The following is a 22,458-nucleotide window of genomic DNA, read 5'->3' as shown; positions in this document are numbered from 1 at the left end:
GACATTCGGCAGAAGTCAGTGAATATTTTCAGAGTCATCCTGAGCATTTTATACCTTTAGCGGGAGACCATATATAGAGACGTTGAAGAGAGTGAATATTCTGTTCCCCGGGAAAAAGAGCAAAACCGGAGAGATTAATAAATTGGAATGGGTATTATCGTTCCAAGGAGTTTAATGTGAAAGTAAAACGAGGACAAGCTATATCAAATATGGGAAGTTTTCGCAAGGCTCTTTCGATGTACACCGTGAGAGCCTTGTTTTTTGTGTCGGGATTTGTAGTTGTCATATGCATGATCACAATCTTTCTTGTAGTTACTGTTATGAACGGATTGTATACCCAGCAGAAAAATAATGCTGAGTCTGCCATAAAGGTGTATGTGTCTGAACTGGACAATTCCATATTGCAGGTCACAAAGCGCATTGCCAAGGAGGCCTCCGAGAACTACGATTTTTCATATCTGAATGATGCTGATATTGCAAGAGAAAATTATTACAAGATGATGGAAAGTGTTGTCAGTGTCCGGCTCAAAATGGATGACATCAGAACGGATAATGGCCTGGTATCAGGAGTATATATAGATTATCCGGATATTGATATGTTTCTGGTAAGCAATAATGATACAACAGGAAACAGCATGGTCGTCTTGCAAGAGTATGTCAGGGATACAGAAAAAAGCGATGAGGCGCAGGGAGCCTGGAAATTTGTGGATACAGGCGAAATGAAGCTTCTGGTATATGTAAGACAATTCAGAAATGCTTATTATGGTGCGTGGTTCGACATTGATAACTGCGCAAAAGAGTTCTCTTTTTATGATACCGATATGGCGAATATCAGCGTTTTTTGTGACAAAGAAGGAACGGTAATAGGGCCGACTGACAGGCTTGCGGATAACTTCTCGGATAAGGTCCCTTCGGAAAACAGCTGGAGTAATTCCAAAGGATTTCTCTATGAGGTTGCACGGGTTGAATCTGCTGTTGCCGATTATGAGATTGCTCAGCTGATTCCTCTAAATTCAGTTCTTAGCGGGGTGCCGTCACTCATATGGATATTGGTTATTCTGACTGTCCTGTCTATACTGATGGTCCCGGCCGTTATCTATGTTCTTAATAAGTGGATGGTAAGACCTATCACAGATCTTAACCTGGCGATGGATGAGATAGGCTCGGGAAATGTGGACTACAGAATTAAGGAAAGCGGTGCAATAGGAGAATTCGAGAAGCTAAACCATGAGTTTAACAAGATGATGGATGATGTGCAGCGTCTCCAGCAGGGAGTTTATGAGGAGCGTCTCAAGGAGCAGAATGTTCGCCTGAAATTTTTAAGCCAGCAGATTCAGCCACATTTTATCATGAACACTCTAAATATCCTGTACAGCTATGAGCAGGACGAATATCCCCTTATACAGAAGATGCTGATAAATCTTTCAAGATATTTTGCATACATAGTCAATGCCAGCAGGGATGAGGTGCTTCTCAAGGAGGAGATGAAACATATTCAAAACTATTTCGCTATCCAAAAAGTCAGATATCCCGATACTTTTTCCACGATCATAGAGTGGGAAGATGAGGTGGCAAATTGCCTGATTCCGCCACTTCTTATCCAGAATTTTGCAGAGAATACCATAAAGCACTCCATCAGGATAGGAGAGGAGATTCAGATTATAATAATAGCCAGGAGATATGATAAGAACCCGAATAAAGTGCAGGTACTTATGCTCGATACGGGCAAAGGCATCAATGAAGAGACACTTGCAGTAATTCACAGATTTCAGGAAACGGGGGTCAGGGATTCTCAGCTTGGCGTGGGAATACAGAACGCCATAGAGAGGCTCAAGATCCTCTACGGCGTAGAGACCAGACTGGAAATAATGAGGGATGAGCCTCATGGAACAAGAATAGAGATAATACTGCCGCTCAAGCTGGCAGAGGATGAGGAAGATGATGAATAGGAAGCTTAATGCGCTGATTGTGGATGATGAAGCGGTTGTATTAAATTCCATGAAAAAAAGGATCATGTGGGACAAATACAACGTGGAGAATGTATATGTAGCAGGTTCGATGGCGATAGCCAAGAAGATATTTGAGAGGGAACATATTGATTTTATGCTCTCTGATGTGGAGATGCCGCAGGGCTCGGGGCTTGAACTGTTCGAATGGGTGAAGCTTCACTACCCTGCAACAGAGTGCATATATGTGACCTGCCACCCGGAATACGACTACATGAGAAAAGCGATGCTGCTCGGAAGTGTCGACTATATATTGAAACCAATAGACTACAGTGAACTTGATGAGATACTGACTAAGCTCGTGGAGAGGCTCCAAAGTGAGAGAGAAAAGGAGGAAATCCCTGGGGATATAGTCATACGTGTTGCAGTGCAGGAGTCACAGGAGAATCATAACCAGTCTGTACATGATGCCAAGCGGTTCATATTAGAGCATATTCAGGACGATATCTGCGTGGATGATATAGCTATGACTGTACATCTGAATGCCAGTTATCTCATGAGGACTTTCAAGAAAGAAACGGGGGTTTCGATTCTTGAGTACATCACGAATGAAAGAATAAAGCTTGCGAAGGAGATACTTTTATCCACTGACTATCCGGTCACCAAAGTGGCGGAACTTGTGGGGTACCCAAACTATTCGTATTTTACCAAAATCTTCAAGAAATCTGTTGGAGTGGGACCAAAAGGCTATAGGAATGAAAATGCAAAAAGTCATTTTTGAACATATAACAGGTAAGGATTTTTCTATTTTGAAAAAACCTTGCCTGTTATCATTTGAGCAGTAACAAACATTACAGCATTAATAAAGGGAGGTAACAAAAATATGAAGAAGAAACTTGTCAGTATTCTTACAGCCGGGGCTGTTGCAACAATGACTCTTGCCGGTTGCGGAGGATCTTCAAATACTGCAACAGGTGAGGAAGAGGCAGCATCAGCGGAGACATCGGAGGACGCAGCAGGGAGCGAAGAAGGCACATCAGAGGCAGCCATAGACATGAGCGAAGAGCCTTATGAGATCGCGGTTCAGTTCATAGGACTTAATGAATCCAACAATGATCTGGAGGCAGTTGAGGCTGCTATAAATGAGATTACTCTTGAGAAGATAAATGCGACGGTTGACCTTCAGCCTCTTTTTATTGGGGATATGGGAACAACTACTTCAATGGGTATCGCCGGTGGCGAGAAGATGGATATTGTGACTGTAGGACTTGTATATGCCATGAGTTCAGCAGTGAAGGATGGAGTGCTTCTTGAGCTTGATGATCTTATCGCAGAGAGAGGAAGCGCTATCACAGAGGTATGTTCAAATGTTGAGGCAGCTCAGAAAATAAACGGCAAAACCTATGCGGTTTCAGGCTACCCTTATCCGGCAGTGGCAGGTGGCTTCGTATATAACAAGACTGTTGCCGATAAACTCGGACTCGATATGCATGACGGAATGACAATCGACGATCTAACAGCTGTGGGAGAGACTTTGAAAGAGAATGGCATGTATCTTACAAGTTTCTCTAATTCCGCACAGCTCAATTTCAAATTTATGAATTCCGTAGATGTTTACGGTGCTTCGGGAGACTATGGCGTAGTTATGGATCCTTCCAATGACACTACAGTAGAGAATGTATTTGCAACAGATGAATTTAAGCATTACTGCGAGACCGTAAAGACATGGTTTGACAACGGATATCTTCCGGAGGATCAGATGACAGATACAACTTCTGTTCAGCAGCATTTTGCCAATCAGAAAGTGTTTGGAACATCTACTGCATATACACCTGATCAGATAGCTGTATGGACAAACCCTGACTTTGAGACAGGAATAGTATCTATGAGTAATCCTATTATCCAGACATCCTTTGCCCAGGAGATGATGCTCGGCATTGCTGCAACATCAGAGAGACCTGACAAATGTATGGATCTTATCAACCTTATCTACTCTGATGCAGATGTTGCCAACCTCTTTAATTACGGTATTGAGGGTACAGATTATGTTGCAGTTGATGGAACCGATAATGTTATCACATATGACGGCACAGCCAATGCAGATCACAGCGGATATTACACATCCTTTATGCACTTTGGCAATCCCACAACAAGACATATTGTGGCTCCTCTTACAGATGAGTATGTGAATGATCTTGAAGCATTCAATGATTCTGCAGTTGTTTCCAAGGCTTTTGGATATGCATTTGACGCAGAGGCTTACAGTACACAGACAGCCGGAATATCTGCAGTACTTGCAGAACAGCTTCCTCTGTTAAATGCAGGACAGGTCGAGGACGTGGATGCAGCTATCGAGAAGCTTGTCGGTGATCTTCAGACAGCAGGAATTGATGAGGTAATAGCAGCCAATCAGGAACAGCTTGATGCTTACCTTGCAGGTAATTAAGAGCAGGAGTTTTGAAGGAGCATGAGCATGAAAGGTAATAAAAAATCTCTCGGGAAACAGCTTCTGCACTGGCTTCCGTTTTATCTTATGGGACTTCCCGGATTGACTTATCTTTTTATAAATAACTATATGCCCTTGGCGGGTCTGCAGATAGCTTTCAAGGACTTTAACTACGCTAAGGGCATGTGGGAGAGTCCCTGGAATGGGGTAAAGAATTTTGAGTTTTTGTTTAAGAGCAATGACGCATTCGTTATGATCAGAAATACCCTGCTTTACAATATCCTATGGATTTTCCTTGGGATGGTACTTGGGGTTGGAGCGGCTATTCTCTTAAATGAGGTAAAAAATGCTGCGGCAAAGAAATTCTATCAGACAGTGATACTTCTCCCTTATCTGATGTCGATGGTTGTAATTGCATACCTTGTATATGCTTACTTATCGCCCACATCAGGCCTTATATCAAAAATGATCGGGAGAATTACAGGAAGCATACCTCAGTTTTATCAGGAGCCAAAATACTGGCCGTTTATCCTGACCTTTGTGAATCAGTGGAGAGGCATAGGCTTCGGAATGATCCTGTATCTGTCGAGCCTGCTGGGAATAGATCCCGCATACTACGAAGCCGCCTCATTGGACGGAGCCTCGAAGTGGCAGCAAATCCGCCTGATAACGATACCACTCTTAAAGCCGACTATTCTCATGCTCCTGATATTAAATATGGGGCAGATTTTCAGATCCGACTTTGGTTTGTTCTATCAGGTTCCCATGATGCAGAGTGCGCTTATGCCTGCGACACAGACTATTGACACCTATGTGTACAGGGCGCTGCTTAAGCTCAACAACGTGGGTATGTCATCTGCGGCATCATTTATTCAATCAGTTGTAGGCTTTATATTCATCGTCGTTGCCAACAAGATTGTAAGCAGGCTTGATGAAAACAGTTCGGTATTCTAAGAAAGGGGCTATACAGGATATATGAAAACAAAGACACAAAAACGCTGGTCTTTAGCAGCGAATATCATATTGACAATCAGCTCACTTCTGGCAATACTGCCGTTCATACTGTTGGTGATTGCTTCATTTACTGATGAGGAAGTTGCCATGAATGACGGCTTTTCATACCTGCCAGCAAAGCTGTCTATGGCAGCCTTCGGGTATATTGGACAGCAGTGGGCGATGATAGGAAGAGCATATCTGATGACGATTATTGTCACAGCAATTGGAACCGGTGCAAGCGTTGTAATGACAGCAATGCTGGCCTATATGCTCTCTCAGAGGAAGCTTCCGGGAAGAAAGATTTTGAATTTCCTTGTAGTATTCACCATGCTGTTTAACGGAGGCCTCGTTCCCACCTATATCATGTACGTGAGAATTTTTCATCTGAAAAACAGCATAGGAGGACTTATAGTGCCAAACCTCATGCTGAGCGGTTTCATGGTAATGCTGGTGAGAAACTATTTTGAAAACAGCATTCCCGAAGAACTCTATGAGGCTTCGAGGATAGATGGGGCAGGTGAGTTTTACAACTTTTTCCATATAGCCCTTCCACTGTCTGTTCCGATACTTGCCACCAGCGGACTTATGACGGGACTTGCATACTGGAATGACTGGCAGAACGGATTGTACTATCTTGATTCCAAGGGAGCAAAACTCTATACGGTACAGAACATTCTCAACAACATAAATGAGAATATCCAGTTTCTTGCATCCAATGCGACAGGCGGTGTTAACGTAGGAGATCTTCCAACAACTACAGTGAGGATGGCTATTGCACTGGTTGGAATACTTCCTGTGCTGATAATATATCCCTTCTTCCAGAAATACTTTGCAAAAGGTCTTACAATGGGCGCTGTGAAGGGATAATAGGATTTGGGACTATACTTTATGCCCGGGCTACGGCTCGGGCATGGCTTGTATATGAAGAAGAGTCATAATGGCTTGATGTGCCGACAGTAGAGGATTAAGATTAATTGAGGAGCAGTGATCATGATAATAGATACAAAATACGGAAAGATACAAGGGCTTGATAAGGAGGGGTATTCCTGCTTCCTGGGAGTACCTTATGCGAAACCACCTGTGGGAGATCTCAGATGGAAGGCACCTGTGGAACCTGAGCACTATAGCGGTGTAAGGAAGGCTACGGCTTTTGGGAACAGATGCATGCAGGAGATTATCGAAGATGATCTTTACACGAAGGAATTCTACAGTAACAATGAGTACAACTGTACCATGTCCGAGGACTGTCTGTACCTGAATATATGGACGCCATTGACAGCAAAAGACGAGCGGGATTTGCCCGGTTCTGCAGAAAATAAGCGCTATCCTGTTGCCTTCTGGATTCATGGCGGGGCGTTTATGGGCGGCTATGCCAGTGAGATGGAGTTTGACGGTGAGGCCTACTGCAAAAGAGGCGTGGTGCTTGTAAGTGTTGAATACAGGTGCAATGTATTTGGATTTTGGGCACATCCCTGGCTGACAGAGGAGAATGAGAAAAAGATATCCGGCAATTACGGGATACTTGACCAGATAGCAGCACTTAGATGGGTTCATGATAATATTGCAGCTTTTGGAGGTGATGCTGATAACATTACTATTTTTGGACAGAGTGCGGGAGCGATGAGCGTGCAGACACTTCTGTCCAGTGAGCTTACAAATGGCCTTTATTCGAAAGCCATAATGCAGAGCGGCGGCTCCTATAAATATGGGCTTCACAGGGATATAACCCTGGGGGAACAGGAAAAAATAGGAAGAATGCTGCCGGAGGTACTTGGCGCAGCCGGTCTTGAGGAAATGAGAAGCCTTGATGCAAAGACAATAATCAGAAAGATGGGAGCATTTATTGGCAAGGGAATAGCCTCTTTTGACGGTTTATTCCTTATTCCGACAATTGATGGATATGTACTAAAAGATGGCTACTATAAACTTATGGATGAGGGTAAAATGCCCGACGTGCCATGCCTGATCGGATCAAATGCAGATGATATACTTCAGGATGAAGATAAGAGCGGTATAGCCAAAAAGCAGCCGCTTCATAAAGGAAGTGTAGCTTATAGCTTAAAACTTGAGGAGACGGGAAATCAGCCTGCCTATGTGTACTTTTTTAACAGGAAGCTTCCGGGGGATGATCATGGAGCCTTCCACTCAGCGGAGCTGTGGTATATGTTCGGAACACTTGGCAGATGCTGGAGACCAATGGATAAGCATGACTATGAGCTATCTGATGAGATGATGGATGCCTGGACCACGTTCATGAAACAAGGTCAATTTGGGGATGATGAATGGAAGAGGTGCATAAAGAGCGAACCTTATTATAGGGTATTTGAGTAGAGTTTGGAAGGAGTATAGCAATGAAAAAGTATTTTTGTAACCCGATAAACATCGATTATCACTATCAGTTTATCAAGGACAGTCTTAGAGGCGGAGAACTCCATATCTCGAGGGAGGCAGCTGACCCCACATTTTTATATTGGAAAGGGAAATATTATATTTTTGCTTCAATGAATCTCTCGGTGTGGGTGTCTGAGGATCTTGCGAATTGGAAGAGTGTGAAACTTCCTGATAATCTGCCGCTTGATGATTATGCACCAGATGTCAGAGTGATTGGAGACTACGTATATTTTTGTGCATCTAAGAGGGGCGAGATCTGTAATTTCTACCGCACCAAGGACATAGAGAACGGACCCTATGAAGAAATCCCGGGTACTTTTGATTTCTGGGATCCCGATCTTTTCTGGGATGATGATGGGAAGGTTTATCTATACTGGGGCTGCTCAAATATGACTCCCATATGGGGCGTAGAGCTGGATCCCGAGACGATGAAGCCGCTTACTGACAGGGTGGAACTTGTCCACGGAAGACCCAGGGAGCTTGGCTATGAGAGAGTGGGAGAGGATCACAGTAAGCCTCTGATCGAGGGCGAGGAGCTGGACAGACTTTTTGAGGGCTTTATTAAAAACATGGGTCAAGAGATGCTGGCCAATGCTTCGGATACGGATAAGGCGTTTTTCAAGAGCATGCTCAGCAATAATCCTTTTATTGAAGGTGCTTACATGAACAAGCATAATGGAAAATACTATCTCCAATATGCAGCAACGGGCGCTCAGTACAATGTTTACTGTGACGGTGTATATGTGTCTGATTCACCCCTGGGACCATTCGAGCTTGCTGAGAATAATCCCTATTCTTATCAGCCGGGAGGCTTTATGCCGGGTGCCGGACACGGATCAACCATGGAGGATGCAAATGGTAACTTATGGCACACCTCGACAAGCCGCATAAGTCTTAATGACAGTATGGAGAGAAGGTGCGGCATATGGCGCGCAGGTTTCGACAAGGACGGCGAGCTCTTCTGCAATATGGGCTACGGCGACTGGCCGCAGTACGTGGATGGGGGCAAACTGGATCCCTGGCAGGAGCCTGAATGGTATCTTCTTAGCCGCGGCGCTAAGATGACAGCATCTTCTTACTGCGTAGGCGAGGGAAGCGGCGCCGGCGAAGGAGATACGAAAGTAGCAGTATGGGACAGCATATCAACCGCACCGGACAATGCTCCTTCAAGAGCTTCAGAGGAAGATGACAGAACCTGGTGGAGAGCTGCCGGGAAGGACGCCGGTGAATGGCTTATGATGGATCTTGAAGAGGTGAAGGACGTACGTGCAATTCAGATAAACTTTGCAGATGACCGCGTTGATGCACAGCCGGAAAAAGAGATAACAGGACAGGGTATGGGCGTAAGGCTGATCGACGACAGAACTCATCACACCAGATGGACTTTGGAAGGCTCATTGGACGGTGAGACCTTTGCTGTTTTGATGGATAAGTCCGATGCGGATACAAACCTTCCTCATGACTTTATAGTTTTGAATGATGGTGAAGGTCAAAAGCTTCGCTACATCAAGCTGACTGTTTGTGAGACACCCTTTGATCAAAATGCTGCCATATCAGGGCTTCGCGTATTTGGTAAGGGCAATGGAGAAAAGCCCCAGGAAGTGAGTTTTGAAGCGTCGAGACTCGATGACCTTGATATGCGTGTATCCATGCAGGCTCAGGGTGCAGAAGGCTACAATATCTGCTGGGGTCATGCTGCTGATAAGCTCTATCACAGCTGCATGTTTTACCCTGCGAAAGGCGCTGACAAGGCTGAGCGCATCATTGGCGCACTCATTTCCGGACAGGATGTATATGTAAGAGTTGATGCATTCAATGAGAACGGCATAACCTGCGGCAAGGTCAGGAAGCTCAAATAACGCCTTGCTATATGCCTAGTTCTTAAAATACTTTCAGATTTGCCCCTTATTAATGTTATGATATATCTTACTTTAGTGAAGTTCCTTTCCGAATGTTGCTGGTAAAGCCTTCAGAAAGGCTGAATAAAAGGAGATTGCGTAACTGTTCTCATGACGGAAAATGAATTTTTTGAAAAATATGCCATAGGACTTAGCGAGCAGCAGCTGGATGCAGTAAGGACGGTGAAGGGGCCGGTACTTCTTCTTGCTGTTCCGGGGAGCGGAAAGACTACGGTTTTGGTTAACAGACTTGGCTATATGCTTTTTTGTAAAGATATAGCACCGGAGAATATTCTGACCCTGACCTACACGGTGGCGGCTACCAGGGATATGGCTGCCAGGTTTGAAAAAATATTTGGAAGTGACATATCATCATTTCTTGAATTTCGCACTATCAATGGAATATGTGCAAAGATAATTGCCCATTATGGACGTCTTATCGGTAAGAATGCTTATCAGCTGGTCACTGATGAAAAGGTGATAAGTAAGATTCTTACCGAAAACTATGTCCGTATCTATGAAGAATATCCCACGGAGAGTGATATAAAAAGCGTGAGGACGCTTATCACCTACTGCAAGAACATGATGCTGACGAAGAAAGAAATCATGGAGCTTGAGAAAGAGGAAGATACGGCCATTCTGGATATATATGAAGCCTATAATAATGAGCTTAAAAAGAGAGAGATGATGGACTATGACGACCAGATGATCTATGCATACAGAATGCTTAAATCATCCCCGGATCTTCTTTCTTTTTACAAGAATAAATATCGTTACATCTGTGTGGATGAAGCCCAGGACACATCGAAAATACAGCATATGATAATAAGTCTTCTGTCAGGGACGGAGGGCAATCTTTTCATGGTAGGAGATGAGGATCAGAGTATTTATGGTTTTAGAGCAGCTTACCCTGAGGCACTCCTCAATTTTGAAAAGGATCATCCCGGAGCCAGAGTCCTTATAATGGATAGGAATTACAGATCCAATGCCAATATTGTAGAGGCAGCAGACCGGTTTATACTTCACAACAGCATGAGGCATGATAAGCATATGAAGGCCAACAGGGGAAAGGCCTCTGATATTGGATATATCCATCTCAACAGCAGGAGAAATCAGTACAATTATCTGCTTAAGGTGGCAGCTGATGTGACAAGTCAGACGGCGGTTCTCTACAGAGATAATGAGAGTATTCTTCCCCTTGTGGATATTCTTGAGAGGGAGAATATTCCATATAGGATAAAGAGCGCTGATATGGCATTTTTTACTCACAGAGTAGTGACGGATGTCATCAATATGCTGCAGTTTTCCATTGATCCCTATGACAGCGATATTTTTCTGAAAATATATTTTAAATTCCAGACCTATCTAAAAAAGCCACAGGCTGAGAGGCTCTGCAGGATTTCTGCATCAAGTGATATTCCGATACTGGATGCTCTTGAAGAGACGGATATGATAAATGCAAGGGTAAAGGGTAAATGCAGATCAATAAGAACCCACTTTGCAAATATGAGGCACGAAGCACCGATAAAGGCGATTAACAGAATAGAGCAGTACATGGGATACGGCGAATATATGGAGGATAATCATCTCGATACCAACAAGATGTTCATCCTGAAGATGCTGGCAATGAGAGAGGAGTCCATCGATGGATTTTTAAGGCGGCTTGAAACTCTAAAGGATTTGATAAGCAATAAGGTTCCGGATTACAAGGCTCAGTTTATTCTGTCGACCATCCATTCCAGTAAAGGATTAGAGTATGATGAAGTCTATCTGATGGATGTCTGTGACGGAGTATTTCCGGATGAAGTAATCAAGAATTACAACAGGGCGACACTTAAGGAAAAACGGGATTTTGAAGAAGAACGCAGAATTTTCTATGTGGGAATGACGAGAGCCAGAAACAAGCTTAATATATTCCTTTACAATGACGAAGAATCCACATTTGTAAAGGAAATCACCAGCATCTCAAGAAATGAAGAGCAGAGTATAAAAGAGAATGTCAAAAAAGCCAGGGCTTCCATTAAGAAGAGTCTTGAATCAAATAAAAGGAATCAGAGTACTACATCAGAGTACCCGTCAAATCTGGTGATTGGGCAAAAGATTGCGCAGCCCAAATACGGAAATGGCACTATAACTGATGTAGTCTATGATGATGATAATATCCCCTCCAAGTTCTCTGTAGTATTCGAGGATGGGAAGGAGAGGCTGTTTGCTTATCCCTTTGCATTTGTCATGGGGATGAGGCTTGTGTAATTAGTTCCATAAAGGCTCATTCAATATTGCAGTTTTATTAAAATTTAGGAGTATCTGCGTTATTTTCAATGTCATCAAAGTGAGTAAGCTCATAGGGAAGACGCTGCATGCACTGATAAACAAGTATAATTGCAATCACCTTATCAACATAGTCTGTAACAGCCTGTGTTAAGAAGGCACTTCCCAAAAGCTTTAATGCTGTCTGCGAGAGAGCCTGAACAAGAAATGTTGTGAATGCTGCAGAGGTTATTCCTCCAAAGAGGAAGGTCTCTATACATGCTGAAAGGGCAGAAGCAGGAACTGTAACAATAAGACATTTCCAAAGAATGGAAGAAATCATTATTCTCTTATTGTAGAAAAGAAGACCGGCAATTATGCCCATAAGCACACCACTGAAGGAAAAGTATATTGCGTAGATATCTCCCAGCACGCCGTTTATTAAGCCTCCAACAAGTGCTGTAAGGCCGCCGGCTATAGGACCTAAAGCCATTCCGGCGAGCATGGTTCCGATACTGTCTAGAAATATCGGAAGATTAAAAAGCAAAGCAATCTTGCTCCCAATAATATTAATGGCAACCGCAAAAGCGACTAAAGTGATTTTTTTTGCATTGTTTTTCACGATTTTTAATTCTCCTGTTTTTCGTCACTTGAGATTCCTAATGTCACCTCAGAATCAAATTACTGAATTTTGCCTTGCAATATTCAGGTTCTATATTAAGTACTCTTGTCAAAAACATTTCCCAGAACACGGCTTTGTCTACTTTCGTGTAGATGAGTGCATTACTTTCTTTCCTGTAAAAACTCATGGAATCAACTACTGTCTGACCAAGGCTTATGCCACCTGTTTCCACTTCTGTAAAGGCTTCAAATCCTGACAGGATATCAGGGTTTAGGAACTGTGCAACAGCAAGAGGATCATTTATGACGCAGCCTCTTATGTGCTCCCATTCCCAGTGAAATTTAAAGTAGAAGCTGGTGATTTTTTCGATGAAATCACCTGTAATGGGATTGGCTCTTTTCATTTCAGCCAAAATCTCAGGGGTAAGAACAATTTCTCTTGTTACATCAAGGCCAACCATCTCAATCTTCTTATGGTTCTCATAGAGCGTGTCGAAGACGAGCTTTGCACTGTCGGGATCCTCCCAATAGTTGTATTCTGCAACGGGAGAGCAGTTTCCGTGACTTCTGAAATTGCCGCCCATGGAAACCAGTCTTTTGATGGAAAGAAAAGCGGAAGGGGCCTTATCAATAAGCTCTGCCAGATTAGATAAAGGACCTAGTGCTATAACAGACACATCGCTTTGAAGTAAAGACTCCTCCATAAACTTTACTGCTGATTTTTCAGGAATCTTCTGACCTTCCACCTCTGGCAAAAAGCTCTCACCAAGACCGTCACTTCCGTGAGTATCAAGGGCATTTACGTACTCTCTTTTTCTGGGCGCTGAAGCACCTGCATATACCGGTACATCGAGCCTTCCGAGGAATTTAAGTATACGTTTTGCATTTTTAAAACCAAGTTCCACCGGAGAGTTGCCGGCTACGATGGTTATTCCGATGACATCTATCTCCGGACTGTTAAGAGCCAGCATAATAGCTAAAGAGTCATCGATACCCGGATCGCAGTCAATGATTACTTTGTTCATAAATAACAACCTCTTAAAATGTCATATGTAAAAGACTATAGTAAATTTTTTTTGCAGGGCAGTCTGTTACTTCATAAAATTATAATACATGCAATTCAGAATAGTTAACAAAAAAAGTTATTCAGTCGTTTCTGTTTTGTAAATTTTGGAAAATATTTAAGAGCAATTGTTATTGTTAATGACATGAATATTGTTTGATGATATAAATATACTCACCACTTACGACAGCAATTATATCGGAGGAAAAACATGGCTGAAGCAAATGATATGGCGATGCTTTCGCAGGAAGAAATTGACAAGCTGATCAAGAAATTGGAAGAAGAAAAAGAGTCATAAAATTTACCAAAGCGTTCATTTGGAGCAGGTTCCACCAAGGCCCTAATAGATTTTGCCAGGTGGACTTACAAGGCTCACACTTGGCTCGTATAAAAACCTATTAAGTGTGCGGCTCAAAGTCAAGGGGCGAAGACATCAGGTATTTACCAAAATGTCTTCGCCTTTTGAGCATATTTATAAGAAAGGAAATCTGATTATCTATCAGGATTTGAAGAACTGCATTTCCTCGTTGAGCTTTTCAGCTATATCCTTAAGTGTTGAAGCGGAGCCTGCAAGTGTAGTAACCGTAGCTGACAGCTCCTGCATGGATGCTCCTGTTTCTTCTGAAGAAGCTGCATTTTCTTCAGATATTGCGGAGAGTGCGCTCATGGTATCAACAACTGCATTCTTGGAGTTCTCACAGGTGTTTGCGCCTTCACTGATAAGCTGAACACCGCCAACGGTACTTCCGATATCTTCAAGCATACCGTTTACAGCAGCAAGGGTATCACCGAGGGCTGTCTGTTGGTCGATATTGCCTTGACGAACATCTTCGGCGGCATCAACAGCAGCTTTAGCCTGATTAAGGAGTGACTCCATTTCAACCTTGATATCATCAGCAAGTTGCTTGGAGTTTTCAGCAAGTTGTCCGATCTCCTCAGCAACAACCGCAAATCCTTTTCCTGCTTCGCCGGCTCTTGCTGCTTCGATAGAAGCATTGAGGGAAAGGAGATTGGTCTGGGTAGCTATGGAGGTAATACCTTCTACCTTGCCACCGATATTGGTAACGGCTTCCTGAGTTGCCTGAATGGTTCTTGATATTTCATCAATCTTAGCTGTCATCTCCTGAGAGGAATCCTGAAGTGAAGCAAGGGATTTGCTGGAAATCTCGGAAGCTTCCTTCATCTTACCTGCAGTAGTTGAAAGACTGTCAGTAGAATCCTGGACATCCGTTACAGCGTCACCGATACGTCCAACATTTTCGGATGCACTCTGGATTTCATCAGCCTGCTGTGTAGCTCCTGATGCAATTTCCTGAACGGCATTTGAAACGTCCTCAGCAGTCTGGGAAATCTGATTAGCCATATCAGATAATTCCTCTGATGATGAACTGACTGACATGGCAGAATCTTTGATATTGGTAACGATGCTTTCAAGTCGATTGATTACGTCATTTGTTGATTCCGTCATCAGACCAATTTCATCTTTTCTCTTCTTGACGCCGGTTATTTTGACAAATTCACCTTCTCTTAAGTGGGCAAGAGAATTAGCTACAACAGAGACTGCTTTGGCAATGCCGGTAGCCTGATAGATGATCACTATTGTAGTAAGTAAGACTGCTACAACACATACGATAATAGAGATGTACATGAGTGCATTAACCTGCTTTAATATCTCAGACTCAGAAATTCTAAGGCCGACTTTCCAGGTCATTTCAGGAACTTTACTCCAGAATAGAAGACGCTTGCCGCCTCCTGCTACAAAAGAACCTTCTCCGGAATCACTTGACTGCACGCTCTGAACATACTCACCTAATTCAGTCGAATCTTTGATATTCATCTGATCTTTACATGCATCAGGAAATTCGGGGTGACATATATAATTACCTACACCGTCAATTAAGAAAAGTGTTCCTGTTTCTCCAACTTTAATGGAGGCTATCTGTTCACTGATCTCTGTCAGCATAATGTCGACGGTGACACAACCGATAAACTGGCCATCAATAGTTTTTATGGGGGCAGAACAGGACGCCATGACGATTCCGCTTGCCGGATCGTAGTAAGGGTCAGTTATTGTTGCATTTGGCAGTGATTTGGCGTTTACATAGTATTCCTGTGAAAAATAGTCATAATCAGCATTTGAATAGTCCCATGTAAGCTCAAGATCTTTCCCATCCCAAACACCTTCTGATGTTGTGTTTTTATACCAATAGGGGCCGCAATATTGCTGCTCTTTATCAAATACATTTGGTTCAAACCAAAGACCTGCTCCAAGTACCAGGTCACTTCCTTCAATAACTTCGGTGAGGGCTTCTCCATAGCCATCTAAAGGGGTTGTCTCATAGGTTCCTGCAACCATTCTTGCTACGGAATCAGCCTGCGCCCGGATATTCTCCAGCTCAGAATAAATATAATTCGTATGCTCTCCAAGAGTTGCCTTCATTTCACTCGTGGAACGCTCAATTATCATATTTCTGCTTATGACGGTTGTAATTACGGTAAGGGCTATAAGAAGGATAGCAACAATAGGAACTATAGTTACAATAAGAGTTGCCTTAAGACTCATTCCCTCAATTTTCAGAGCATTGGAATTCTTGTTTTTTTCAGCAGCCATAATGACCTCCTTTAAAATAAAATCAGTATATAATTATGATAAAATATGGCTTTTATTTAGTTAATTAAAATTATATTAAATATCTCTTAAATCGTATTTTATTAGACTATGGATTAATAAATTTGCTTTGAAGAGATTGAGATAAATACAAACGCATAAAGCAAAATGTCCGGAATTTAGGCACCCGGACAAATAGTTAGGAAATTTATTTTTAAAAAACTTCAAAAACATCTTGACACTCATTTAATGCAAGCGTAAAATCACAACCTATAAAGACAAGGGCGTCTTAGAGATAACACTCTAAGGCGCTTTTTCTGTATATTCAGGCAGAGCATTTGACGTGGTGTTTTTCGAGTATAGTGAGAACCATATGAGATCACTTTACGATGCATTTAGTTGGGTGTGACATGCTATAAGAATACGACTCCGGAGAAATGTATACACGTATTCAAACTTCAAATTTAAGACTTTAGCGGTGCAATGGGGCATCAGTTTCAGGACTGGTCTCTGCTGCGCCGCTTTTTTTGCATAAACGACACAGTTATGCTTTTGGAGGAGCGGATTATGAGTGAAGAGTTAATGAGTATTATTGATGGAAAAATCTTTGGAGTGTGGTTTCTAATTGGCGCAGCTCTTGTTTTCTGGATGCAGGCAGGATTTGCAATGTGCGAAGCCGGATTTACAAGAGCAAAAAATACAGGAAATATCATCATGAAAAACCTGATGGATTTCTGTATCGGTACTGTTGTGTTTATCCTCATTGGTTTTGGACTTCTTCTTGGTGAAGATGTCATGGGGATAATCGGAAGACCGGGATTTGATATTTTTACAGGCTATGCAAATTTTGACTGGTCAAATTTCGTATTCAACCTTGTGTTCTGTGCTACAACAGCAACAATCGTTTCAGGATCAATGGCTGAAAGAACAAAGTTCATTTCCTACTGTGTATATTCAGCAGTTATTTCAGCAATCATTTATCCCATTGAAGCACATTGGATCTGGGGTGGCGGATTTCTTTCTCAGATAGGTTTCCACGATTTTGCAGGATCAACAGCAATCCATATGGTAGGTGGTATTTCAGCACTTATCGGAGCAACTTTCCTTGGAGCCCGCATTGGTAAGTTCGAGAGAGATAAGAACGGAAAAGTTACAAAAGTAAATGCTTTCCCCGGTCACAATCTCACAGCAGCAGCGCTTGGTGTTTTCATTCTCTGGCTTGGCTGGTACGGATTTAACGGAGCAGCAGCAACATCAATTGATCAGCTTGGTTCAATATTTGTAACAACAACAATAGCACCTGCTCTGGCAACAGTAACATGCATGATCTTTACATGGCTTAAGTATGGCAAGCCTGATGTTTCAATGTGTCTTAACGCTTCACTGGCAGGTCTTGTAGCAATCACAGCACCCTGTGATGTAACAGATGCTTTTGGTGCAATTGTGATCGGTATCGTGGCAGGACTTCTGGTTTGCTTTGGTGTATGGCTTCTTGATTATAAGCTTCATATTGATGATCCTGTTGGAGCAGTTGCAGTACATTGCTTAAACGGTATCTGGGGAACAATTGCAGTTGGTCTTTTTGCAACAAATACAGCTCCGGGATACAGCATTGCAGATGCTGCCGGAAATGAGATGACAGGTCTTTTCTATGGCGGTGGTCTTAAGCTTCTTGGAATTCAGCTTGTTGGTTTTGTAGCAGTTGCAGGCTGGACAGCAGTAACAATCTCTATCACATTTGCAGTAATTAAGGCAGTTTTAGGACTCAGAGTAACAGAGGAAGAGGAAATCACAGGTCTTGACGCAACAGAGCATGGTCTTGCATCAGCATATTCAGGATTTGCTCTTATGGATATTTCAAACACATTGAACATGGATGTGAATGAAAACACAGACCTTGGTGCTAGTGACTATGATACAGCTACTGAATTCCAGAAAAATGCATCAGTACCTGTTGTTACATCACCTGTTAAAACAGAGACAGCTATTCATAAGGTAGTTATTGTAACCAAGCTTTCAAGATATGACAAGTTAAGAAAGGCAATGAACGAACTTGGCGTAACAGGAATGACAGTTACTCAGGTTATGGGATGTGGAGTTCAGAAGGGCTCCGGTCAGAAGTATCGCGGCGTTGAAATGGATGTAACACTTCTTCCCAAGATCAAGCTTGAAGTTGTTGTCAGCAAGATTCCTGTTGAGGATGTCATTGAAGCAGCTAAGAGAACACTTTATACAGGAAAAATCGGTGATGGTAAGATCTTCGTTTACAGCATCGACAATGTTGTTAAGATCCGCACCGGAGAAGAGGGTGTGCTTGCTTTAGCAGATGCAGAGTGATAAAGAGATTCAAAGTCAAATACGGCTATCATAAATAAAATTTTCAGGAGGAACAATCAATATGTGCGCAATACTCACATATGCCAGAGATGAAATAAGTAAGGAGTTCTTTGAAGAAATGCTTGAAAGAACTGCATCAAGAGGTCCGGATAAGTCCAGGACATTAAAGGTTAATGGCGGCTATCTTGGTTTTAACAGGCTTGCAATCATGGGCCTTAACTGTAAAGGAATGCAGCCCTTTACCTTAAACGGAAATGCAGTTGTTTGTAACGGGGAGTTATATGGATTTAAAGCATTGAAGAACTATTTAAAATCTCTTGGCTATGCTTTTAATAGCGACAGTGATTGCGAAATAATACTTCCTCTTTATGAAAAACTTGGAACAAAAATGTTTGACCTTCTGGATGCTGAATTTGCAATGGTAATCTACGATTCTGAAAAACGCAGTTTTATTGCAGCCAGAGATCCGATAGGAATAAGACCTCTCTATTACGGTTATGACGATGATGGATATATCGTTTTTGCTTCAGAGCCAAAGAACCTGACAGGGGTATGTAAGAAAATAACTCCGTTTCCTCCCGGACATTATTACGAGGACGGTAAGTTCATATGCTACAGAGATATGACTTACGTAAAAGAAATTAAAACAGACAATCTGGAAACAATTACAAAAAACATTCACGATAAGCTCCTAAATGGAATAAAGAAGAGACTGGATGCAGATGCTCCTGTAGGATTCCTTCTTTCAGGAGGTCTGGATTCATCTCTTGTTTGCGGAGTTGCAGCAAAGCTTTCAGATAAACCAATTGAAACCTTTGCCATAGGAATGGATATAGATGCCATAGATCTTAAATATGCAAGGGAAGTGGCAGATTACATTCACAGCAGACATCATGAGGTGATAATCAGTAAAAAGGATGTAATTGATGCCATTGAACCGGTAATAGAAGCTCTTGGAACCTATGACATAACAACCATAAGAGCATCAATAGGAATGTACCTCCTATGCAAATGGATTCATGAAAACACTGATATAAAGGTGGTTTTGACAGGCGAAATATCTGATGAACTCTTCGGATACAAGTATACGGACTTTGCTCCGAGCGCAGCAGCTTTTCAGCAGGAAGCGGAGAAGAGAGTAAGAGAGCTTCATATGTATGATGTGCTTCGTGCAGACAGATGCATAAGTGTTAATTCACTGGAAGCAAGAGTTCCTTTTGGAGATCTTGATTTTGTGGATTATGTAATGAGTATAGATCCGGAGAAGAAGCTCAATACTTATGGAATGGGTAAATACCTGCTTAGAAAATCCTTTGAAGAAGACAAGTTCATCCCTCATTCAATACTGATGCGAGAAAAGGCAGCATTTTCAGATGCTGTGGGACATTCATTAAGGGATGACCTGATCGAATATGCTGAGTCTGTTTATTCAGATGAGGATTATATTTCCAATATTAAGAAATATGAACATGCAACACCTTTTACTAAGGAATCATTGCTTTACAGAGAGATATTTGAAAAATACTATCCTGATCAATCGGATATGATCATAGATTTCTGGATGCCCAATAAGAGTTGGAAGGGCTGTGATGTAAACGACCCGTCAGCAAGAGTGCTATCCAACTATGGTGCAAGCGGAAAATAACAAAAAGCATTGAAAACAATATATAGTTCAGAACCGGACTAAAGGAGGAAAATATGATAGAAGCATCAAAACTTACAGAAGAATTCGGATGTCTTGTATTTAATGACAAGATTATGAGAGAAAGACTGCCAAAGGATATTTACAAGGCAGTACATAAGACAATTGAAATGGGTTCACATCTTGAACTTGATGTGGCAAACACAGTGGCAGCAGTCATGAAGGAATGGGCTATTGAGAACGGTGCAACACATTTCACACACTGGTTCCAGCCAATGACAGGACTGACTGCAGAGAAGCATGACAGCTTTATTTCACCTACAGATAACGGATCCATTATTATGGAGTTTTCCGGAAAAGAGCTGGTTAAGGGTGAGCCTGATGCATCAAGCTTTCCTTCAGGCGGCCTTCGTGCAACATTTGAAGCTCGTGGCTACACAGCATGGGATCCTTCATCTCCTGCATTCATAAAAGACGGTTCTCTTTACATTCCTACAGCATTCTGTTCCTATGGCGGAGAAGCGCTGGATAAAAAAACACCTCTCTTGCGCTCGATGGAAGCTCTGTCCAGGGAATCAGTTAAGTTGCTCCACCTCCTGGGGTATGAGGATGTAAAACGCGTAAACACCACAATCGGCTCTGAGCAGGAGTATTTTTTGATAGATAAAGATTTTTATAAAAAGAGAAAGGACCTTCTTTTTACCGGACGAACCCTCATTGGAGCTCCGGCTACGAAAGGTCAGGAGATGGAGGATCATTATTTTGGAGTTATTAAGCCCAAGGTTTCAGCTTACATGCATGACCTTGATGAAGAACTCTGGAAGCTTGGAATCCCTGCAAAGACAAAGCACAACGAGGTAGCACCTTCACAGCATGAGATGGCACCTGTATTTGAAACAGCCAACATTGCAGTTGATCACAACCAGCTCACAATGGAGGTTATGAAGAAGGTTGCAGATAAACATAATTATGCATGTCTTTTGCATGAAAAGCCCTTCGAAGGAATCAACGGTTCAGGAAAACACAACAACTGGTCAGTATGCACTGATACAGGATTAAACCTTCTTGATCCCGGCAAAAATCCCGGTGAGAACATACCGTTTTTGCTTTTCCTTATGGCTGTAATTTCTGCAGTTGATGAGTATGCACCGATTTTAAGACTTTCTGTTGCATCAGCAGGAAATGATCACAGACTTGGTGGAAACGAAGCACCGCCGGCTATCATATCAATCTTCCTTGGAGATGAGCTTGCAGAAGTACTTAAGGCAATAGAAGATGGAAAATCCTATATCAGCCAGGGTAAGGTTCAGATGGCTATGGGTGCTAAGGTACTTCCTCATTTCACAAAGGATAATACAGACAGAAACAGAACATCACCTTTTGCATTTACAGGAAATAAGTTTGAGTTCCGTATGCCGGGCTCCTCAGTTTCAGTAGCAAACGCTAACATTGTTCTTAATACTGCAGTTGCTGAAGAGGTTGCAAGACTTTACGAGAAACTCTCAGCTTACAGCGGAGATGAGTTAAAGGAAAAGATAACAGAGGTTCTTAAGGAAGAACTTGTAGCTCACAAGAGAGTACTCTTTAACGGCAACGGATACACAGATGAGTGGGTAGAGGAAGCTGCAAAGAGAGGTCTTCCGAATCTTAAGTCACTTCCTGATGCAATGCCTTACTGGATCAGTGATGAGTCTTTAGAGCTTTTCACAAAGCACGGAATATTTACTAAGGAAGAAATTCATTCAAGATACGATATTCTTCTTGAGAATTATTCAAAATCAGTACACATTGAGTCACTTACAATGCAGGAGATGGTAAGAAAAGATCTTACAGAGGGTATCGTATCTTACCAGAAGGATCTTAGCAAAGAGATTATTCAGAAGAAGAGTCTTCTTGGTGATGGTGCTTCAGTCCTTGAGACCGGAGTACTTGCAACAATAGATAAAGCATCTGCAGGAATGTGCAAGGCACTTGAAAAGCTTGCAGCAGATACCAGGGTGGCAGAAGAGAAGGAAGAACTTCTTGAGCAGGCAAGCTATTATCAGCAGACAATTCTTGCAGATATGGATGAACTTCGCAAGTATGCTGATGAGGCAGAAGCACTTATTCCTGATAAGTACCTCAGCTATCCCACATATGGTCAGATGCTGTTTTCACTCAGATAACTGGTTATTAAAGCACAATGGTGCTGGCTCAAACGGAAATCAAACACAGAGCTAAAAATATTCCCTCATTCGGTGTAAAAACCGGATGAGGGCAA

At 42.3% G+C, this 22,458-nt stretch carries 14 protein-coding genes; 11 read left to right on the top strand and 3 right to left on the bottom strand.

Going from position 1 to position 22,458, the window contains the following annotated elements; genetic code table 11:
* The first annotated feature begins 176 nt into the window (after positions 1–176).
* From G622_RS0107680 to G622_RS0107645, 8 genes are all read left to right on the top strand, one after another.
* A complete protein-coding gene (locus G622_RS0107680) occupies positions 177–1,949 on the top strand; it encodes a sensor histidine kinase (protein ID WP_155831434.1) in 1,773 nt (590 codons plus the stop codon).
* The gene (locus G622_RS0107675; RefSeq protein ID WP_196814193.1) at positions 1,939–2,727 is read left to right on the top strand and encodes a response regulator transcription factor; all 789 of its coding nucleotides are present in this window, start codon (positions 1,939–1,941) and stop codon (positions 2,725–2,727) included. Before G622_RS0107680 ends, G622_RS0107675 begins: the two co-directional genes overlap by 11 nt.
* Before the next feature lie 102 nt (positions 2,728–2,829).
* Complete coding sequence (locus tag G622_RS0107670; RefSeq protein WP_026510218.1) at positions 2,830–4,392, top strand: ABC transporter substrate-binding protein; 1,563 nt, start codon at positions 2,830–2,832, stop codon at positions 4,390–4,392.
* Positions 4,393–4,419: 27 nt separating this feature from the next.
* On the top strand, positions 4,420–5,346 hold the full coding sequence (locus G622_RS0107665) for an ABC transporter permease (protein WP_155831433.1): 927 nt from the start codon (positions 4,420–4,422) through the stop codon (positions 5,344–5,346).
* Positions 5,347–5,367: 21 nt separating this feature from the next.
* Positions 5,368–6,255: a carbohydrate ABC transporter permease gene (locus tag G622_RS0107660; RefSeq protein WP_026510216.1), complete on the top strand. Its 888-nt coding sequence runs from the start codon at positions 5,368–5,370 to the stop codon at positions 6,253–6,255.
* Positions 6,256–6,378: 123 nt separating this feature from the next.
* Entirely contained in the window at positions 6,379–7,719 is a 1,341-nt protein-coding gene (locus G622_RS0107655; RefSeq protein WP_044957326.1) for a carboxylesterase/lipase family protein, read from the top strand.
* Positions 7,720–7,739: 20 nt separating this feature from the next.
* The gene (locus tag G622_RS0107650; RefSeq protein ID WP_026510214.1) at positions 7,740–9,638 is read left to right on the top strand and encodes a family 43 glycosylhydrolase; all 1,899 of its coding nucleotides are present in this window, start codon (positions 7,740–7,742) and stop codon (positions 9,636–9,638) included.
* Between the two features lie 150 nt (positions 9,639–9,788).
* A complete protein-coding gene (locus G622_RS0107645; protein WP_026510213.1) occupies positions 9,789–11,930 on the top strand; it encodes an ATP-dependent helicase in 2,142 nt (713 codons plus the stop codon).
* A 37-nt stretch (positions 11,931–11,967) separates the two neighbouring features.
* On the opposite strand, the gene G622_RS0107640 is transcribed toward G622_RS0107645, so the two are convergent.
* The 3 genes from G622_RS0107640 to G622_RS24475 all read right to left on the bottom strand — a co-directional run bounded on the left by G622_RS0107640 (position 11,968) and on the right by G622_RS24475 (position 16,222).
* Complete coding sequence (locus G622_RS0107640) at positions 11,968–12,549, bottom strand: ECF transporter S component (RefSeq protein ID WP_026510212.1); 582 nt, start codon at positions 12,547–12,549, stop codon at positions 11,968–11,970.
* 43 nt (positions 12,550–12,592) lie between these two features.
* Complete coding sequence (locus G622_RS22110; protein WP_044957325.1) at positions 12,593–13,573, bottom strand: nucleoside hydrolase; 981 nt, start codon at positions 13,571–13,573, stop codon at positions 12,593–12,595.
* A 537-nt stretch (positions 13,574–14,110) separates the two neighbouring features.
* Positions 14,111–16,222, bottom strand: a complete 2,112-nt coding sequence (locus G622_RS24475; RefSeq protein ID WP_049945742.1) for a methyl-accepting chemotaxis protein — start codon at positions 16,220–16,222, stop codon at positions 14,111–14,113.
* A 564-nt stretch (positions 16,223–16,786) separates the two neighbouring features.
* Here G622_RS24475 and G622_RS0107620 point away from each other — a divergent pair.
* The 3 genes from G622_RS0107620 (at position 16,787) to G622_RS0107610 (ending at position 22,363) form a co-directional block, all read left to right on the top strand.
* Positions 16,787–18,556, top strand: a complete 1,770-nt coding sequence (locus G622_RS0107620; RefSeq protein WP_026510211.1) for an ammonium transporter — start codon at positions 16,787–16,789, stop codon at positions 18,554–18,556.
* Positions 18,557–18,617: 61 nt separating this feature from the next.
* A complete protein-coding gene (asnB, locus tag G622_RS0107615) occupies positions 18,618–20,201 on the top strand; it encodes an asparagine synthase B (RefSeq protein WP_026510210.1) in 1,584 nt (527 codons plus the stop codon).
* A gap of 53 nt (positions 20,202–20,254) precedes the next feature.
* Entirely contained in the window at positions 20,255–22,363 is a 2,109-nt protein-coding gene (locus G622_RS0107610) for a glutamine synthetase III family protein (RefSeq protein ID WP_044913345.1), read from the top strand.
* Positions 22,364–22,458: the final 95 nt, after the last annotated feature.

Source organism: Butyrivibrio sp. LC3010 (assembly GCF_000424385.1).
GTDB lineage: Bacteria > Bacillota > Clostridia > Lachnospirales > Lachnospiraceae > Butyrivibrio.
The sequence above is the reverse complement of the archived record's forward strand: the minus strand, read 5'-3'. Positions and strand labels throughout refer to the sequence as shown.